General features: G+C 69.2%; 14 protein-coding genes. 4 read left to right on the top strand and 10 right to left on the bottom strand.

What is annotated here, in order from left to right:
- Nucleotides 1-104 precede the first annotated feature (104 nt).
- On the top strand, nt 105-1,547 hold the full coding sequence (gene pyk / locus C2U31_RS09060) for a pyruvate kinase (RefSeq protein WP_103272544.1): 1,443 nt from the start codon (nt 105-107) through the stop codon (nt 1,545-1,547).
- 106 nt (nt 1,548-1,653) lie between these two features.
- Here the strand turns inward: pyk and C2U31_RS09065 are convergent, their stop codons facing one another.
- Nucleotides 1,654-2,883, bottom strand: a complete 1,230-nt coding sequence (locus C2U31_RS09065; RefSeq protein WP_103272545.1) for a nucleoside recognition domain-containing protein — start codon at nt 2,881-2,883, stop codon at nt 1,654-1,656.
- A 203-nt stretch (nt 2,884-3,086) separates the two neighbouring features.
- On the opposite strand from C2U31_RS09065, the gene C2U31_RS09070 reads away from it, so the two are divergent.
- Nucleotides 3,087-5,330 carry an acyl-CoA dehydrogenase gene (locus C2U31_RS09070; protein ID WP_103272546.1) on the top strand — a complete coding sequence of 748 codons (2,244 nt, stop codon included), beginning with the start codon at nt 3,087-3,089 and terminating at the stop codon, nt 5,328-5,330.
- Between the two features lie 21 nt (nt 5,331-5,351).
- Here C2U31_RS09070 and def read toward each other — a convergent pair whose 3' ends face one another.
- The 8 genes from def to glyQ are packed head-to-tail and all read right to left on the bottom strand — an operon-like array spanning nt 5,352 to nt 12,756.
- Nucleotides 5,352-5,885, bottom strand: a complete 534-nt coding sequence (gene def, locus C2U31_RS09075) for a peptide deformylase (RefSeq protein WP_103272547.1) — start codon at nt 5,883-5,885, stop codon at nt 5,352-5,354.
- A 5-nt stretch (nt 5,886-5,890) separates the two neighbouring features.
- Entirely contained in the window at nt 5,891-6,286 is a 396-nt protein-coding gene (gloA, locus tag C2U31_RS09080; RefSeq protein ID WP_103272548.1) for a lactoylglutathione lyase, read from the bottom strand.
- Nucleotides 6,287-6,297: 11 nt separating this feature from the next.
- Nucleotides 6,298-7,440 carry a 2-aminoethylphosphonate--pyruvate transaminase gene (locus C2U31_RS09085; RefSeq protein WP_103272549.1) on the bottom strand — a complete coding sequence of 381 codons (1,143 nt, stop codon included), beginning with the start codon at nt 7,438-7,440 and terminating at the stop codon, nt 6,298-6,300.
- A gap of 20 nt (nt 7,441-7,460) precedes the next feature.
- Nucleotides 7,461-8,444, bottom strand: coding sequence for a M48 family metallopeptidase (locus C2U31_RS09090; protein ID WP_103272550.1), 984 nt, complete (start codon nt 8,442-8,444; stop codon nt 7,461-7,463).
- Complete coding sequence (locus tag C2U31_RS09095; protein ID WP_103272551.1) at nt 8,437-9,159, bottom strand: 1-acyl-sn-glycerol-3-phosphate acyltransferase; 723 nt, start codon at nt 9,157-9,159, stop codon at nt 8,437-8,439. Before C2U31_RS09095 ends, C2U31_RS09090 begins: the two co-directional genes overlap by 8 nt.
- 4 nt (nt 9,160-9,163) lie before the next feature.
- Complete coding sequence (gene gmhB, locus C2U31_RS09100) at nt 9,164-9,709, bottom strand: D-glycero-beta-D-manno-heptose 1,7-bisphosphate 7-phosphatase (protein ID WP_103272552.1); 546 nt, start codon at nt 9,707-9,709, stop codon at nt 9,164-9,166.
- Nucleotides 9,706-11,844 carry a glycine--tRNA ligase subunit beta gene (gene glyS / locus C2U31_RS09105; protein ID WP_103272553.1) on the bottom strand — a complete coding sequence of 713 codons (2,139 nt, stop codon included), beginning with the start codon at nt 11,842-11,844 and terminating at the stop codon, nt 9,706-9,708. The genes gmhB and glyS overlap by 4 nt, the downstream gene beginning before the upstream one ends.
- A complete protein-coding gene (glyQ, locus tag C2U31_RS09110; protein WP_103272554.1) occupies nt 11,845-12,756 on the bottom strand; it encodes a glycine--tRNA ligase subunit alpha in 912 nt (303 codons plus the stop codon).
- 274 nt (nt 12,757-13,030) lie between these two features.
- Here glyQ and C2U31_RS09115 point away from each other — a divergent pair, with 274 nt between their 5' ends.
- Together C2U31_RS09115 and C2U31_RS09120 are read left to right on the top strand one after the other, a co-directional pair.
- A complete protein-coding gene (locus C2U31_RS09115; RefSeq protein WP_103272555.1) occupies nt 13,031-13,798 on the top strand; it encodes a crotonase/enoyl-CoA hydratase family protein in 768 nt (255 codons plus the stop codon).
- 160 nt (nt 13,799-13,958) lie between these two features.
- Entirely contained in the window at nt 13,959-15,482 is a 1,524-nt protein-coding gene (locus tag C2U31_RS09120; RefSeq protein WP_103272556.1) for a fumarate hydratase, read from the top strand.
- Nucleotides 15,483-15,658: 176 nt separating this feature from the next.
- Here the strand turns inward: C2U31_RS09120 and C2U31_RS09125 are convergent, their stop codons facing one another.
- On the bottom strand, nt 15,659-16,930 hold the full coding sequence (locus C2U31_RS09125) for a CaiB/BaiF CoA-transferase family protein (protein WP_103272557.1): 1,272 nt from the start codon (nt 16,928-16,930) through the stop codon (nt 15,659-15,661).
- Nucleotides 16,931-16,933 lie beyond the last annotated feature (3 nt).

The raw sequence follows: 16,933 nt of genomic DNA on the forward strand, positions 1-16,933 counted from the left end.
GATGCGGACAAGCCTGGTCAGGATAGGTGGCGTTCATGATACCCGCGCGCTCGCATCGCGTCGTACCATAGCGTTTCCGTTGTTTCTTGCGAGATAGGATTCCCATGCCCGTACTGCGCCGCACCAAAATTGTCGCCACCCTGGGACCGTCGACGTCGACGCCCGAGCGCATCGAGGCCCTGATCCGGGCCGGGCTGGATGTGGCTCGACTGAACTTCTCGCACGGCAGCGCCGACGACCACCGCGAACGCGCGCGCCTGGTGCGCGAGATCGCGGCGCGGCAGGGCCGATACGTCGCGATCATGGGCGACCTGCAAGGACCGAAGATCCGCATCGCGCGCTTCACCGACAAGCTGGTGCAACTGCAGGTGGGCCAGCCCTTCACCCTGTCGCGCGTCCATCCCAAGGAAGCGGGCACGGCCAGCATCGTCGGCATTGATTACCCAGAGTTGGTGCAGGACTGCCGCGTGGGCGACGAGCTGCTGCTCGACGACGGCCGCGTGGTGCTGGTGGTGGATAGCGTCGAGGGCGACGAGGTCCGCACCACCGTAACTGTCGGCGGCCCGCTGTCCAACAACAAGGGCATCAACCGCCGCGGCGGCGGCCTGTCCGCGCCCAGCCTGACCGACAAGGATCGCGTCGACATCAAGCTCGCCGCCGAGATGGAACTGGATTACGTGGCGGTCTCGTTTCCGCGTTACGGCAGCGACATCGACGAGGCGCGGACCCTGCTGCACGCGGCCGGCAGCGATGCCTGGATCATCGCCAAGATCGAGCGCGCCGAGGCCGTGGCCGACGACGAGGCGCTGGATGCGCTGATCCGCGCCAGCGACGGCGTCATGGTGGCGCGTGGCGACCTGGGCGTGGAAGTGGGCGACGCCGAGCTGGTGGGCATCCAGAAGCGCATCATCCAGCACGCGCGCACGCTGAACAAGGTCGTGATCACGGCCACGCAGATGATGGAGTCCATGATCTCCAGCCCCATGCCCACGCGCGCCGAAGTCTCCGACGTGGCCAACGCCGTGCTCGACTACACCGACGCCGTCATGCTGTCGGCCGAGAGCGCCTCGGGCCAATACCCGGTCGAGACGGTGCAGGCCATGGCGCGCGTCTGCCTGGGCGCGGAAAAGCACCCGACCTCGACCCAGTCGCACCATCGCCTGGGCGAGACCTTCACGCGTTGCGACGAGACCATCGCGTTGGCCGCCATGTACGCGGCCAACCACTTCCCCGGCGTCAAGGCCATCATCGCGCTGACCGAAAGCGGCCACACGCCGCTGATCATGTCGCGCATCCGTTCGGGCGTGCCGATCTACTGCTACAGCCCGCACAGTGTCACGCAGAATCGTGTGACGATGTTCCGCGGGGTCTACACGATTCCCTTCGCGCCGTCCGACTACGAGCCCGCCGACCTGAGCAACGCGGCCATCGACGAACTGCGCAAGCGCAACCTGGTGCAGAGCGGCGACTGGGTCATCCTGACCAAGGGCGATTTCTATCGTGACAGCGGCGGCACCAATGGCATGAAGATCCTGCTGGTGGATTGATGCGGGTGGGTCGGGCCGCGTCAGGTCGGGCCGAGTCAGGCGCGGCCGCGCAAGGCCGGGCCCTGCCTGGCCCGACAACGCCGTCGCCGGCTCGAAGGCGCGGCGTTCAACCGAAGAACCAGTAGCACACGCCGATCGCGGCCAGCACGCCGGCCGCGTCGGCCACCAGCGCGCAGGCCACGGCGTGGCGCGCGCGCAGGATGCCCACCGAGCCGAAGTACACCGCCAGCACGTAGAAGGTGGTCTCGGTGCTGCCCTGCACCACGGTGGCCAGCAGCGCGGGGAAGCTGTCCACGCCGAAGTGCGTCATGGTCTCCAGCATCAGCGCGCGCGCCGCGCTGCCGGAAAAGGGCTTGACCAGGGCGGTGGGCAGGGCGTCCACGAAGCGCGCGTCCCAGCCCGCCTGGGCGGCCAGCCAGCGGATTCCGTCAAGCAGGAAGTCGAGCGCGCCCGAGGCCCGCAGCATACCCACCGCGCAAAGCATGGCCACCAGGTAGGGCAGCAGGTTCTTGGCGATGTCGAAGCCTTCCTTGGCGCCCTCGACGAAGGCCTCGTACACCGGCACCTTTTTCCAGGCGCCGGCCAGCAGGAACAGCAGCAGGATGCAGAACAGCGTCAGGTTGCCCAGCAGCGAGGACAGCGCGGCGATGGCGGTGGCCGTCATGCTGGCCAGCAGTGCCATGAAGCCGCCCAGCGCCAGCGCGCCGCCGCCCAGCCAGGCCAGCACCACCGGATCCGTCAGTTTCAGGCGCTGGCAGAACGCCACCGCCAGGAAGCCGGCCAGCGTGGAGGCGCAAGTGGCCAGCAGAATGGGCAGGAACACCAGCGTCGGATCGGCCGCGCCCTGTTGCGCGCGGAACATGAACAGCGACACCGGCAGCAGCGTCAGCGACGAGGCATTGAGCACCAGGAACAGGATCTGCGCGTTGCTGGCGGTGTCGGGCTTGGGATTGAGCGACTGCAGCTCGCGCATGGCGCGCAGGCCGATGGGCGTGGCCGCGTTGTCCAGGCCCAGGCCGTTGGCGGCGAAGTTCAGCGTGATCAGGCCGATGGCGGGATGGTTGCGCGGCACCTCGGGCATCAGGCGCGCGAACAGCGGGCCGAGCAGCCGCGCCAGCCGTTCCACCAGGCCCGCGCCCTCGGCGATGCGCAGGAATCCCAGCCACATCGTCAGCGTGCCGAACAGCAGCACCATGACTTCAACCGACACGCGGGCCATGTCGAACAGGCTGGCGATCATGGCGCGGAAGACCTCGGCGTCGCCGATGGCGAGCCAGCGGTAGAACGCGGCTGCCGCGGCGGCGAGAAAGAAACTCAGCCAGAGTTTGTTCAGCATGTCTTGGGCCTGATGGTACGAAAAATGGGCCGCGCGGCGTCGGCCCTGCGCGCCTGGGCGCGGGGCGCGGTTCGACTGGGCGCCCGGGCATTGTCGCAGAGTCGGGCGGCCCCCGCGTGGTCGCGCGTCCGCAATTCTGGTACTTTGACCCGATGCGTCCCAGGGCCGACGGCCCGGGGACGACGACAGCAAAAGGGGAGCCCATGGATTTCAACGCCTGGCGCCGGCGCCGCGTTTCCGAACCTGCCTACCGTTGGGCGCGCCGCGCGCTGCCGCCCATGTCCGCGACCGAACGCGAGGCCATCGAGGCCGGCGACACCTGGTGGGAGGCCGATCTCTTCAGCGGCAATCCGGACTGGCGCAAGCTGCTGGACGTGCCGGCCGCCACGCTGACGCCGGACGAGCGGAAGTTCATCGACGGGCCCGTGGCGCAGCTGTGCGCCATGCTGGACGAATGGGATATCAGCTGGAACCGCCGCGACCTGCCGCCCGAGGTCTGGGCCTTCCTGAAGGCGCAGCGCTTCTTCGGCATGATCATCCCGCGCCGCTACGGTGGCCTGGGCTTCTCGCCTTACGCGCATTCCGAGGTGGTGCGCCGCATCTCCGCCTACTCGGTCACCGCCGGCGTCACCGTGATGGTGCCCAACTCGCTCGGACCGGGCGAGCTGCTGATGCAGTTCGGCACGCCGGCGCAACGCGACTACTGGCTGCCGCGCCTGGCCGACGGGCGCGAGATTCCCTGCTTCGGCCTGACCAGCCCCGAGGCCGGCTCGGACGCGGCCTCCATGACCGACACCGGCGTGGTCTGCCGCCAGGTGGTGGATGGGCGCGAGCTGATCGGCATCCGGCTGAACTGGCACAAGCGCTACATCACGCTGGGGCCGGTGGCCACGGTGCTGGGGCTGGCCTTCAAGCTGTCCGATCCCGACGGCATCCTGGGCGAGCCGCGCGACATCGGCATCTCGGTGGCGCTGGTGCCGGTCGATGCGCCGGGCGTGGAGATCGGCCGGCGCCATCTGCCCGCCATGCAGGCCTTCCAGAACGGCCCCAATCGCGGCCGCGACGTGTTCGTGCCGCTGGACGCGCTGATCGGCGGCGAGGAGCGCGCCGGCCACGGCTGGCAGATGCTGATGAGCGCGCTGGCGGCCGGGCGTGGCATTTCGCTGCCCTCGCTGTCGGCGGCGGCGGCCGCGCTGGGGGCTCACGCCACCGGCATGTACGCGCGTGTGCGCGAGCAGTTCGGCCTGCCGGTGGGGCGCTTCGAGGGCGTGCAGGAAAAGCTGGCCAACCTGGCCGGCAACGCCTACCTGGTCGAGGCCGCGCGCCGCCTGACCTGCGCGGCGCTGAACCAGGGCGTCAAGCCGGCCGTGGTATCCGGCATCATGAAATATCACGCGACCGAGCGCATGCGCCAGTCGGTCAACGACGCCATGGACGTGCACGCGGGCCGGGGCGTGATCGACGGGCCGCGCAACTACCTGGGTTCGCTGTACCGCGCCGTGCCCATCGCCATCACGGTCGAAGGCGCCAACATCCTGACGCGCAACCTGATCATCTTCGGCCAGGGCGCCATCCGCGCGCATCCGTACCTGATGCCCGAGATGCTGGCGCTGGGCAATCCGGACGAAGAGCGCGGCATGGAGGTCTTCCACGACGTGTTCTGGCGTCATCTGCGGCACGTCGGCATGACGTCCCTGCGCGCCATCGGGCGGGCCTGGACCGGCGGCATGCTGGCGCCCACGCCCACATCGGGGCCGACGGCCCGCCACTACCGCAGGCTGGGCCGCTACGCCGCCGGCTTCGCGCTGCTGGCCGACGCCTCGCTGGCCAGCCTGGGCGGCGCGCTCAAGCGCCGCGAGCTGCTCTCCGCAAGATTGGGCGACATTCTGTCCGAGCTGTATCTGTTGTCGGCCGTGCTCAAGCGCTGGGAAGACGAAGGCCGCAAGCACGACGACCTGCCGCTGGTGCGCTGGTGCATGGAGCAGGGCGCGGCTCGCATCGAGGGCGCCATGGACCAGGTGCTGTCCAACCTGCCGGGCCGGGTGCTGGCCTGGGGCCTGCGCGCCGCCATCCTGCCGCTGCGGCTCGCCAAGGGGCCGGACGACGCCTTGACGCGCGAATGCGCCGAGCTGTTGCTCAAGCCCTCGCCCACGCATGACCGCCTGGCGGCGGAATTGCAGCGCGAGCCCGGGCCGGACCCGCTGGGGCAGCTGACGCGCGCGTTCGCGCTGGCGGAAGCGGTGCAGCCGCTACGCGACCGGCTACGCCAGTCCGGCCTGCGCGACTGGCGCGAGGCCCATCGGCAGGGCGCCATCACCGATGCGCAGGCGGCGCAGCTGGAGGCCGCCGAGGCATCGGCGGCCGAGGTGCTGCAGGTGGATGATTTCGCGCCGGAGGAACTGTCGCCCGGCGCGGGCCGCGACAATGCGCAACCCAGCGGCGATTGAGGCCGCCGTGTCGCGGCGGCCTCAATCGTCCTGGTTCGGATCCATGCCGGGGAACAGGATCTCGGTGTAGCCGAACTTGCTGAAGTCCTGGATGCGGGACGGATACAGGCGCCCGATGAGGTGGTCGCATTCATGCTGCACCACGCGGGCGTGAAAGCCCTCGGCCTCGCGCTCGATCGGCTGGCCCTGCGGATCCAGGCCGGTGTAGCGGATATGGCGATAGCGCGGCACCAGGCCGCGCAGGCCGGGCACCGACAGGCAGCCTTCCCAGCCGTCTTCCATCTCGTCGGACAGCGGCGTGATGACCGGATTGCACAGGATGGTCTGCGGCACCGCCGGCGCGTCGGGATAGCGCTCGTTGCGGTCGAAGCCGAAGATCACCAGTTGCAGGTCCACGCCGATCTGCGGCGCGGCCAGTCCCACGCCCTGGGCGGCGGCCATGGTCTCGAACATGTCCGCGACCAGCGCGCGCAGCTCGGGCGTGCCGAAATGCGCCACGGGCGCGGCCACGCGCAGCAGCCGAGGGTCGCCCATCTTCAGGATGGTGTGGATCATGGGTGTCAGTCCACTCGGCCTTTTTTCTGGATGAACTCGATCTTGTAGCCGTCGGGGTCTTCGACGAAGGCGATGACGGTGGTGCCGTGCTTCATCGGGCCGGCTTCGCGAGTGACCTTGCCGCCGCGTTCCTTGACCTTGTCACAGGCTTCGTAGGCATTGTCGACTTCCAGGGCGATGTGGCCGTAGCCGCTGCCCAGGTCGTACTTGTCGGTGTCCCAGTTGTGGGTCAGCTCGATGACGGCGCCTTCGGCCTCGTCCTGGTAGCCGACAAAGGCCAGCGTGAACTTGCCGTCCGGATAGTCGTTGCGGCGCAGGACGCGCATGCCGAGCACGTTGGTGTAGAAGTCGATGGATTTGTCGAGGTTGCCGACTCGCAGCATGGTGTGTAGCAGGCGCATGTTGGTGTTTCCTATGCGGTCAGGGTGGAAGGGAGCGCCGGCTTCTGGCCGGCGGCGGTCCCGCGGATGCCGAGTTCGGACAGCGCCTCGCCCATGGCCTGGACGGCTTGCCGCATCTGGTCGGCTGCGAAGGCGCCGATGCAGCCGACACGGAAGGAAGGCTGTTCGGTGTTCTTGAAATTGCTGAGCACGTAGCCTCGGCGCTTGAGCGCGTCGACGAAGGCCTGCAGGTCCCAGGCCGGCGTGTCCGGGGCCAGTACATTGACGACGATGGGGCCCTGCAGCGCCGGCGGCAGCCAGGGCGTCAGGCCGATCTCGCCGACGCCTTGGTACAGCGCGCGCATATTGGCCGTGTAGCGCGCCAGGCGCGCCTCGCGGCCTTCCTCATGATAGCGCGCCAGCGCGACGGCGAAGGCGGCCAGCGTGGGCGCGGGCGGGGTGAAGCGCGGCCCGGCGTTGGGCTGCAGGCTTTGCTGATAGATGTCGGCCAGGTCCAGCGACCAGCTGCCGGCGCGGCCCTGCGCGGCGTCCAGGCTGTCGCGCCGCGCCACCACGAAGGCGGCGCCGGGCAGGCCCTCCAGGCATTTGTTGGCGGTCAGGGCCACCGCGTCCACGGCCGGCAGGTCCGACAGATCCAGCGGCAGCGCGCCGAAGGCCGAGACCGCATCGATGATGACGCGCCGTCCCAGCGCCTGCGCGACGCGGGCGATGGCGGGCGCATCGTGGCAGATGCCGCTGCTGGTTTCGCTGTAGACCAGGGCCACGTGGCTGATCGTCGGGTCCTGTTCCAGGGCCTGGGCCACGGCCTGCGGATCGATGCGGTCGCGCACGCCCACGTACAGCGGCACGGCCACGCGGCCGGCCTCGGCGGCGAGCCGCTGCAGGCGGCTGGCATAGGCGCCGGTGGACGGCACCAGCAGGCGTCCGCCTGGCGGCACCAGCGTGCGGATCGCGGCCTCGACAGCGAAGTGACCGCAGCCGGGCAAGGCCAGCGCGACATGTTCGTCGGGCCGCGCGCAGGCGGCGCGCAGCACGCCGGCGCAGACCTGGCGGTAGAGTTCGCGGAAATCGTTGTCCCAGGGCGCATAGTCCTGCGCCGCGGCGGCCCTCACCCGTGCGTCGGTGGTCACCGGGCCGGGAATCAGCAGCAGCATCGTCGTGTCTCCAAGGCGCCTCAGAATTGAGGCAGGGATGCCGGATCGTGGCGCCGCAGGATGTTCTTGGCGTCCTCGAAATCGGGCAGGATCTGGCCCACTTCGCGCCAGAAGTCCTGGCTGTGGTTCATTTCGCGCAGGTGGGCCAGCTCGTGCGCGATCACGTAGTCGATGATGGCCGGCGCGAAGTGGATCAGGCGCCAGTTCAGCATGATGTTGCCGTCGCTGGTGCACGAGCCCCAGCGGGTCGCGGCGGAAGACAGCCGCCAGCGGCGGATCTTCAGGCCGCTGATCTGCAGGAAATGCGCCAGGCGCGCGCCGAACCAGGCGCCGGCGCGCTGTTGCAGCCAGGCCTGGGCGGCGTCGCGGATGCGGCCCTGGTCGGCGTTGGCGGGCAGGGCCAGCCACAGCGTGTCGCCGTCCCGCGGGGCGTCGGCGTCGCCCGAGAGCGCAGCCTGGCGGCTGTCGCCGCCCACGCCGATGACGATGCGCCGGCCCAGATAAGGCAGCTCGCCGCCGGCCTGCCAGCGCGTGTGCGCCATGGCCAGCTGCCGCTTGCGGGCGTGCCATTCGCGCAGCTTGTTCAGGATCCAGCGGGCTTTCTCGCGCACCGCGTCGTCGATCTGGCCCAGCGTGACCCAGTTGGGCGCGGTGACGCGCAGGCCGTCGTCGGTGATGACGAAGCCGATGCTGCGGCGGCGCGAACGCAGCAGCACGAAGCCGATGGGCTGTTCGTCGGTGTTCACCTCGCGCCAGCGGGCGCCGGGCGGCAGCGGGTCGGGGCAGGGCGTCGGCACGCGGGCCGAGGCATTCGGGGACAGCGTCAGCAGCGGTTCGCCCGAGTGGGCGGGGGACGGATCCGGCAGACGCGCCGGGGACGGCGCGTCAGGCGCGGGGCGCGGTCCGGGCGTCGCGCGCGGCGCGGCGTCCGCCGGCGGCACGCCTTCCGGCGCGCCGGTTTCCCGCGAGTCGAACAGGAGTTCGAGCTGAGCGCTGCTAGACATACCTTTCAGGGTTGAGACGCCGCATTTCCCCTTCGATCCAGTCCTGGACCTTCTGGTTCAGTTCCTCGGGGGGGAGTCCCTGAGATTCTATCGCGGGTCCGATGGACAGCGTAACCAGTCCCGGGCGCTTCACGAAGGCGTTGCGTCGCCAGCATTCGCCTGCGTTGTGCGCCACTGGGATGACCTTGGCGCCGGTGCGCGAGGCCAGCAGCGCGCCGCCCATCTTGAACCGGCCGGCCTGGCCCGGGGGCACGCGCGTGCCTTCCGGAAAGAGCAGGGGCCAGCGGCCCTCGTCCATGCGCTTGCGACCCTGGGCGACGACCTGCTCGAAGGCGTCGCGGCCCTTGCTGCGGTCGATGGCGATCATGCGCAGCAGCGCCAGGCCCCAGCCGAAGAACGGCACCATGTGCAGTTCCTTCTTGTAGACGAAGCAGACTTCGCGCGGCATGTAGGCGGGAAAGAACAGCGTTTCCCACGCGGACTGGTGCTTGGACAGGATCACGGCCGGGCCGTCGGGCAGGTTTTCCCAGCCCTTCACCTGCCAGCGGATGCCGCAGATCACGCGCGCGCCCCAGATCGCCAGGCGCGGCCAGCCCACGGTGAGCTTGTAGCGCAGGTGCAGCGGCAGCGGCGCCCACAGGACGCAGGCGAAGGCGTAGGGAATGACCGTGACGATCAGGAAAATGGCGTAAAGCAGCGAACGGAGCCGGGCCATCGGGTCAGGCCTCTTTGTCTTGCAACAGCAGGTCGACCACGGCCGACAGGTCGTCGCAGATGCGCGTGCCGGGCGGCAGGCCGCCCTTGGCCTGCGTCTTCGCGCCGTTGCCGGTCAGCACCAGCCAGGGCGCGCAGCCGGCGGCCGACGAGGCCTGCAGGTCGCGCAGCGAATCGCCCACCGCCGGCACGTCGTTCAGGTCGGCGTCGTAGCGCGCGCCGATCTGCTCGAACATGCCGGGCAGCGGCTTGCGGCAGACGCAGTTGTCGTCCGGCCCGTGCGGGCACAGGAAGACGGCGTCGATGCTGCCGCCGGCGGCGGCCAGCTCGCGCCGCATCTTGGCGTGGATGGCGTTGAGCGTGTCCATGTCGAACAGGCCGCGCGCCAGTCCCGACTGGTTGGTGGCAACCACCACCTTCCAGCCGGCCTGGGTCAGCCGGGCGATGGCCTGCAGGCTGCCGGGCAGGGCGATCCATTCGTCGGGACTTTTGACGAAGGCGTCGCTGTCCTGATTGATGACGCCGTCGCGGTCGAGGATGATCAGTTTCACTGTGCCAGCCTGGAAATGTCGGCGACCTGGTTCATCAGGCCATGCAGCTGGCCCAGCAGGGCCAGCCGGTTGGCGCGCACGGCCGGGTCCTCGGCCATGACCATGACGTCGGCGAAGAAGGCGTCCACCGGCTCGCGCGCCTGGGCCAGCGTGCGCAGGCTGGCGGCGAAGTCGCCGGTCGCGAACTGCGCCTCGGCCTGCGGGCGCAGCGTCGCGACCGAGGCGGCCAGCGCCTTTTCGGCGGGCTCGACCAGCGCGGCGTCGTTCACCTGGCCGATCTCGCCCTCGGCCTTCTTGAGCAGGTTGCCGATGCGCTTGTTGGCGGCGGCCAGGCTGGCGGCTTCGGGCATTTGCGCGAAGGCGGCCACGGCGCGCACGCGCTCGCCCACCTGATGCAGCGGCGGCGTCAGCGCGATCACGGCTTCGACCGCGTTGCGGTCGGAATCGGCGATCAGCTGGTTGCGGTAGCGTTCGTAAATGAAGGCGCGCACCTCGGCCAGCGTGTCGGCGGGGATCTTGCCGGCAGGGAAGGTGCCAGCGGCCAGGTCGAGCAGATCGTCCAGCGACAGCGGGCCGTCCTGGTTGATCTTCAGCCAGCCGCCGGCGGCCAGCTGCTCGAAGGCGCTGATCAGGCCCAGCGCGGCGCGGCGCAGGCCGAAGGGATCGCGCTCGCCGGTGGGCGCCAGGCCGATGGCCCAGATGCCGACCAGGGTTTCGGCGCGTTCGGCGATGAACAGCGTGGCGGCGGTCAGCGTGTCGGCGTTGACCGGGGCGTCGCAGCGGTTGCGGTACTGGGTGCGCAGCGCCTCGACCACGCTGGCCGGTTCGCCGTCGCCGGCCGCGTAGTACGCGCCCATGATGCCTTGCAGCTCGGGGAACTCGCCCACCATGTTCGAGCCCAGGTCGGCCTTGGCCAGCAGGGCGGCGCGGTCGGCGGCCGAGACGTCGCCGCCCAGCTGCTGCGCCACGCCCCGGGCGATGGCGCGCACGCGCTCGACGCGTTCGAGCTGGGTGCCCAGCTTGTTGTGGTAGACGATAGCGCCCAGCTGCTCGACGCGCGCGGCCAGCGGCGTCTTGCGGTCGGTGTTGAAGAAGAACTGCGCGTCGGCCAGGCGCGGGCGCACCACGCGCTGGTTGCCTTCGACGATGTTCACCGGATTGGCCGTGTGCATGTTGCTCACGATCAGGAAGCGGTGCGTCAGGCGGCCGCTCGCCGGGTCGAACAGCGGGAAGTACTTCTGGTTCAGGCGCATCGTCAGGATCAGGCATTCCTGCGGCACTTGCAGGAATTGTTCCTCGAACTCGCCCACGTAGACGGTGGGATGCTCGACCAGCGCGGTGACTTCGTCCAGCAGCGCGGCGACTTCCGGATCGTCGCCCAGCGTGGCGGACAGGCGGCCGGCGTGGTCCAGCAACTGGCGCTCGATATCGGCGCGGCGGCCCTCGAACGAGGCCATGACGCGGCCCTTGTCGGCCAGCGTGGCGGCATAGGCGTCGGCGTCGGGTATCGCCACCGGGCCATTGCTCATGAAGCGGTGGCCCAGCGTTTCGCGGCCGGCGGCCAGGCCCAGCGCGGTCACGGGCACCACGTCGGCGCCGTGCAGCGCGATCAGGCCGTGGGCCGGACGCACGAACTTGACGGTGGTCACGCCGTCGGCCAGCTGGTAGCGCATGACCTTGGGAATGGGCAGGCCGTCGATGGCGGCGGCGATGCCTTCCTGCAGGCCCGTGGCCAGCGCGGCGCCGGGGGCGGTGCCGCGGGCGACCAGGTAGTCCTGCTTGCCGTCGGATTCGCGTTCCAGCGTGGCCAGGTCGATGTTTTCCAGGCCCTTGGCGGCCAGCTTCTTTTGCAGCGCGGGCGTGGCCTGGCCGTCTTCGGTCAGGCCGATCTTCACCGGCATCAGCTTTTCGGCGTAGGCCTGGTCAGGGGCCTGGGCCAGCACGGCCGACAGGCGCACCGCCAGGCGGCGCGGCGTGGCATAGGCCTCTGTCGTGCAGCCATCGGCCAGCAGGCCATGGCGCGCCAGCGTGGCGCGCACGCCTTCGGCGTAAGCCTGGCCCAGCTTCTGCAGGGCCTTGGGCGGGAGTTCTTCGGTCAGCAGCTCGACCAGCAGGGGGCGGATGTTCGTCGTCATTTATGCAGTCTCCCCGGCGGCCTGGTCGCGATCCAGCATGGGAAAGCCCAGCCGCTCGCGGGAGTCGTAGTAAGCCTGGGCGACGGCGCGCGACAGGTTGCGGATGCGGCCGATGTAGGCGGCGCGTTCGGTCACGCTGATCGCGCCGCGCGCGTCCAGCATGTTGAAGGTGTGCGCGGCCTTCAGCGTGGCCTCGTAGGCAGGCAGGGCCAGCGGCACGTCCATCAGGCGCTTGGCCTCGGCTTCGTAGTCGTTGAAATGCGCGAACAGCATCTGGGCCGAGGAATGCTCGAAGTTGTAGGTGGACTGCTCCACTTCATTCTGGTGGAACACGTCGCGGTACAGCACGCGGCGGCCGTTGGCGCCTTCGGTCCAGACCAGGTCGTACACGCTCTGCACGTCCTGCAGGTACATGGCCAGGCGTTCCAGGCCATAGGTGATCTCGCCCGTGGTCGGCGTGCAATCCAGGCCGCCGACCTGCTGGAAGTAGGTGAACTGGGTCACTTCCATGCCGTTGAGCCAGACTTCCCAGCCCAGGCCCCAGGCGCCGAGCGTGGGATTTTCCCAGTCGTCCTCGACGAAGCGGATGTCGTGCTCGGCCGGGTCGATGCCCAGCGCCTTCAGCGAGCCGATGTACAGGTCCAGGATTTCCGGGGGCGCGGGCTTGAGCACCACCTGGTATTGGTAATAGTGCTGCAGGCGGTTGGGGTTCTCGCCGTAGCGGCCGTCCTTGGGGCGGCGCGAGGGCTGCACATAGGCAGCGCGCCAGGGCTCCGGACCGATGGCGCGCAGGAAGGTGGCGGTGTGCGAGGTGCCGGCGCCGACTTCCATGTCGTAGGGTTGCAGCAGGGCGCAACCCTGCTTGTCCCAGTATTCCTGGAGCGTAAGGATGATTTGCTGAAAAGTGAGCATAGGATTCTAGGAAATCGGCCGCGGGGCAGGGCCTGCCCATGGCGTGGCAAACCGGGCATTTTAACTGGCCCCGGGGCAGGGCCGGGCGCGTGGGCGGGAATGGGGCCGGATCAGGCGCCGCCCGCTGGCCGCCGGGGCCGGCGCGCGCCTGGCGGACACCCCGGCCGGGTACGCCTGCGCCGGCAAACCAATGGTCGTATGATTCCGGCTTGTACCCAAGTCTTATATAAAACTGGAACTCGATTCCGGCAGACCCGAAAAAAGGAGTTGTCCCATGTCCGACCTGATCACGGTGGAAGTCACCGACGGCATCCAGATCATCACGATCAACCGTCCCGAGGCCAAGAACGCCATCAACCTGGAAACGGCGCAGGCCATGGCGGCGGCGCTGGATCAGCTCGATAGCCGCGACGACGTGCGCATCGGCATCCTGACGGGCGGCGGCGGCACCTTCTCGTCGGGCATGGACCTCAAGGCTTTCGCCAAGTCCGGCCAGCGTCCCTACGTCGAGGGCCGCGGCTTCGCCGGCCTGACCGAGCGCCCTCCCAAGAAGCCGCTGATCGCGGCCGTGGAAGGCTACGCCCTGGCTGGCGGCTGCGAAATGGCGCTGGCGTCCGACCTGATCGTGGCCGCCAGCAACGCCAAGTTCGGCCTGCCCGAGGTCAAGCGCGGCCTGGTGGCCGGCGCCGGCGGCATGCTGCGCCTGCCGCGCCGCCTGCCGTACCACATCGCCATGGAAGTGATCCTGACCGGCGATATGCTGCCCGCCGAGCGCGCCCATGCCTTCGGACTGGTCAACCGCCTGACCGAGCCGGGCGGCGCCCTGGCCGGCGCGCTGGAGCTGGCCCGCGCCATCGTCGAGAACGGCCCGCTGTCGGTGCAGACCGCCAAGAGCATCGTGGCTCAATCGGGCGACTGGTCGCAGGACGAGATGTTCGACCGCCAGCGTCCGCTGACCGCGCACATTTTCACCTCGGCCGACGCCAAGGAAGGCGCCACCGCCTTCGCCGAGAAGCGCAAGCCGGTTTGGCAAGGTAAATAGGACATGCCCCCACGCCGCACTCGCTACGCGAGCTTGCTGCCCCCCGAGGGGGCTTTTTGCCTCGGGGCGGCCCAGCGGCAAAAATAGTGCTTTCCCCTTTCCGTGCAGCCGGTCGCCCCGGCCGCGTTTTCACGTTTTCCCTCTAGACAGCAAATTCGCCATGTCCGTCATCATCAAGGAAGAAGACCTGGTCCAGTCGATCGCCGACGGGATCCAGTTCATCAGCTACTACCATCCGGTGGACTACATCCGCCACCTGGCCCGCGCCTACGAGCGCGAGGAAAGCCCCGCCGCGCGCGACGCGATGGCGCAGATCCTGACCAACTCGCGCATGTGCGCCGAAGGCAAGCGTCCGCTGTGCCAGGACACCGGCATCGTCAACGTGTTCCTGAAGGTCGGCATGGACGTGCGCTTCGACACCAAGCGCAGCCTGCAGGAACTCTGTGACGAAGGCGTGCGCCGCGGCTACCTGAACCCGGACAATCCGCTGCGCGCTTCGGTGCTGGACGATCCGCTGTTCGCCCGCAAGAACACCCGCGACAACACGCCCTGTATCCTGCACGTCGACCTGGTCCCCGGTGACAAGGTCGACGTGCAGATCGCGTCCAAGGGCGGCGGTTCCGAGAACAAGACCAAGTTCGTCATGCTCAACCCCAGCGACTCGCTGGTGGACTGGGTGCTCAAGACCGTGCCGACCATGGGCGCGGGCTGGTGCCCGCCCGGCATGCTGGGCATCGGCGTCGGCGGCACCGCTGAAAAAGCCATGCTGATGGCCAAGCAGTCGTTGATGGAAGACATCGACATGTACGAACTGCTGGCGCGCGGCCCGCAGAACAAGCTGGAAGAGCTGCGCATCGAGCTGTACGAAAAGGTCAACGCGCTGGGCATCGGCGCCCAGGGCCTGGGCGGCCTGACCACGGTGCTGGACGTCAAGATCAACACCTTCCCGACCCACGCGGCTTCGAAGCCCGTGGCCATGATCCCGAACTGCGCCGCCACCCGTCACGCCCACTTCGTGCTGGATGGCTCGGGCCCGGCGCGCCTGGATCCGCCCTCGCTGTCCGAGTGGCCGGAAGTGCACTGGGCGCCGGACTACAACAAGTCCAAGCAGGTGGACCTGAACACGCTGACCAAGGAAGAAGTCGCCAGCTGGAAGCCGGGCCAGACCCTGCTGCTGTCGGGCAAGATGCTCACCGGCCGCGACGCCGCGCACAAGCGCATCCAGGACATGCTGGCCAAGGGCGAGCAACTGCCGGTGGACTTCACCAACCGCGTCATCTACTACGTGGGCCCGGTCGATCCGGTGCGCGACGAAGTGGTCGGCCCGGCCGGTCCCACCACCGCCACCCGCATGGACAAGTTCACCGAGATGATGCTGGCGCAGACCGGCCTGATCTCCATGATCGGCAAGTCCGAGCGCGGCCCGGTCGCCATCGAGGCGATCCGCAAGCACGGCTCGGCCTATCTCATGGCGGTGGGCGGCGCGGCCTACCTGGTGTCCAAGGCGATCCGCGAAGCCCGCGTGCTGGCCTTCGAGGACCTGGGCATGGAAGCCATCTACGAGTTCGATGTGAAGGACATGCCGGTGACCGTGGCGGTGGACGCCCAGGGCATTTCGGTCCACAACACCGGACCGAAGGAATGGCAGGCCAGGATCGGCAAGATCCCGGTCGCTGTGGCCTGATCCTTCCTGATCCCGCACGGCCCGGCATCCGGGGCCGTGTGCGTTACCCGATCCCCGCATGGCGTCATGCCGCGCGGGGATTTTTCATTCATGGATTGCGTCGCGCGCGAATCGTGAGTCGCGCGCGAGCCGCCCATCATGCGACGCCGGCATCCTCGCTCCGCAGCGTCGCTTGGTCAGCGCGAGGCCAGCGCCTGCTTGAAGGCCGCGATCTCATCCACGGACTTGCCCAGCACCTCGCGCAGCACTTCCTCGGTGTGCTGGCCCAGCAGCGGCGGCGCGCGGCGGTAGGCCACCGGCGTGTCGGAGAAGCGCAGCGGGCTGGCGGTGACCGCCGCGACGCCGCCCGCCGGATGCGGCAGGTCGCGGCGCAGCTGCCGAGCCACCGCCTGCGGATGCGCGAAGGCCTGGGCGATGTCGTTGATCGGACCGCAAGGCACGCCCGCCGCTTCCAGCTTGTCGATCCAGTCGTCGCGCCGGCCCTGCAGCATGATGGCCGACAGCAGCCCGACCAGCTCGTCCCGGTTGCGGATGCGCAGGCGGTTGGTGGCAAAGCGCGGATCGTCGCCCAGTTCCGGCGCGCCGATGGCGGCGCAGTAGGCGCGGTACTGCGATTCGTTGCCGGTGGCCACGATCAGATGGCCGTCGCGGGCGGCGAACACCTGGTAGGGCACCACGTTCTGGTGCGCGTTGCCCGCGCGCCTGGGCGCGACGCCGCTGTGGAAATAGTTGGAGTTCTGGTTGGCCAGCAGCGCCACGTGGCTGTCCAGCAGCGCGATATCCAGATGCTGGCCCAGGCCGCTGCGCTGGCGCTCCTGCAGCGCGGCCAGGATCGCCACGGTGGCGTACATGCCGGTGACGATGTCGGTGACGGCCACGCCGGCCTTCTGCGGTCCGCCGCCGGGCAGGTCGTCGCGCTCGCCGGTGATGCTCATCAGTCCGCCCAGCCCCTGGATCATGAAGTCGTAGCCGGGCCTCGCGGCGTAGGGACCGTCCTGGCCGAAGCCGGTGATCGAGCAATAGATGAGGCGCGGATTCAGCGCCTTCAGGCTGGCGTAGTCCAGCCCGTACTTGGCCAGACCGCCCACCTTGAAGTTCTCGACCAGGATGTCGCTGGCCGTGGCCAGCTCGCGGATCAGCGCGGCGCCCGCGGGCGTTGCCATGTCCGCCTCGACCGAGCGCTTGTTGCGGTTGGCGCTCAGGTAATAGGCCGATTCCTCGGTGTCGCGGCCCTGGCCGTCCTTCAGGAAGGGCGGTCCCCAGGCGCGCGTGTCGTCGCCGGAGGCTGGGCGCTCGATCTTGATCACGTCCGCGCCCAGGTCGGCAAGGTTCTGGGTGCACCAGGGGCCGGCCAGGATGCGCGACAGGTCCAGCACGCGGATGCCGTCCAGCGGCGCGCGGCGTGCGGCCTGGCCGTCGGCGGATGCGTCGTGTGTTTCAGAATCCATGCG

It is taken from the genome of Achromobacter sp. AONIH1, assembly GCF_002902905.1.
Lineage (GTDB): Bacteria > Pseudomonadota > Gammaproteobacteria > Burkholderiales > Burkholderiaceae_B > Achromobacter.

What these genes read in the sequence shown, in the direction of transcription:
- pyk (WP_103272544.1), top strand. Translation starts at nt 105, where the DNA reads ATGCCCGTACTGCGCCGCACCAAAATTGTCGCCACCCTGGGACCGTCG.
- C2U31_RS09065 (WP_103272545.1), bottom strand. Translation starts at nt 2,883, where the DNA reads ATGCTGAACAAACTCTGGCTGAGTTTCTTTCTCGCCGCCGCGGCAGCC.
- C2U31_RS09070 (WP_103272546.1), top strand. Translation starts at nt 3,087, where the DNA reads ATGGATTTCAACGCCTGGCGCCGGCGCCGCGTTTCCGAACCTGCCTAC.
- def (WP_103272547.1), bottom strand. Translation starts at nt 5,885, where the DNA reads ATGATCCACACCATCCTGAAGATGGGCGACCCTCGGCTGCTGCGCGTG.
- gloA (WP_103272548.1), bottom strand. Translation starts at nt 6,286, where the DNA reads ATGCGCCTGCTACACACCATGCTGCGAGTCGGCAACCTCGACAAATCC.
- C2U31_RS09085 (WP_103272549.1), bottom strand. Translation starts at nt 7,440, where the DNA reads ATGCTGCTGCTGATTCCCGGCCCGGTGACCACCGACGCACGGGTGAGG.
- C2U31_RS09090 (WP_103272550.1), bottom strand. Translation starts at nt 8,444, where the DNA reads ATGTCTAGCAGCGCTCAGCTCGAACTCCTGTTCGACTCGCGGGAAACC.
- C2U31_RS09095 (WP_103272551.1), bottom strand. Translation starts at nt 9,159, where the DNA reads ATGGCCCGGCTCCGTTCGCTGCTTTACGCCATTTTCCTGATCGTCACG.
- glyS (WP_103272553.1), bottom strand. Translation starts at nt 11,844, where the DNA reads ATGACGACGAACATCCGCCCCCTGCTGGTCGAGCTGCTGACCGAAGAA.
- glyQ (WP_103272554.1), bottom strand. Translation starts at nt 12,756, where the DNA reads ATGCTCACTTTTCAGCAAATCATCCTTACGCTCCAGGAATACTGGGAC.
- C2U31_RS09115 (WP_103272555.1), top strand. Translation starts at nt 13,031, where the DNA reads ATGTCCGACCTGATCACGGTGGAAGTCACCGACGGCATCCAGATCATC.
- C2U31_RS09120 (WP_103272556.1), top strand. Translation starts at nt 13,959, where the DNA reads ATGTCCGTCATCATCAAGGAAGAAGACCTGGTCCAGTCGATCGCCGAC.
- C2U31_RS09125 (WP_103272557.1), bottom strand. Translation starts at nt 16,930, where the DNA reads ATGGATTCTGAAACACACGACGCATCCGCCGACGGCCAGGCCGCACGC.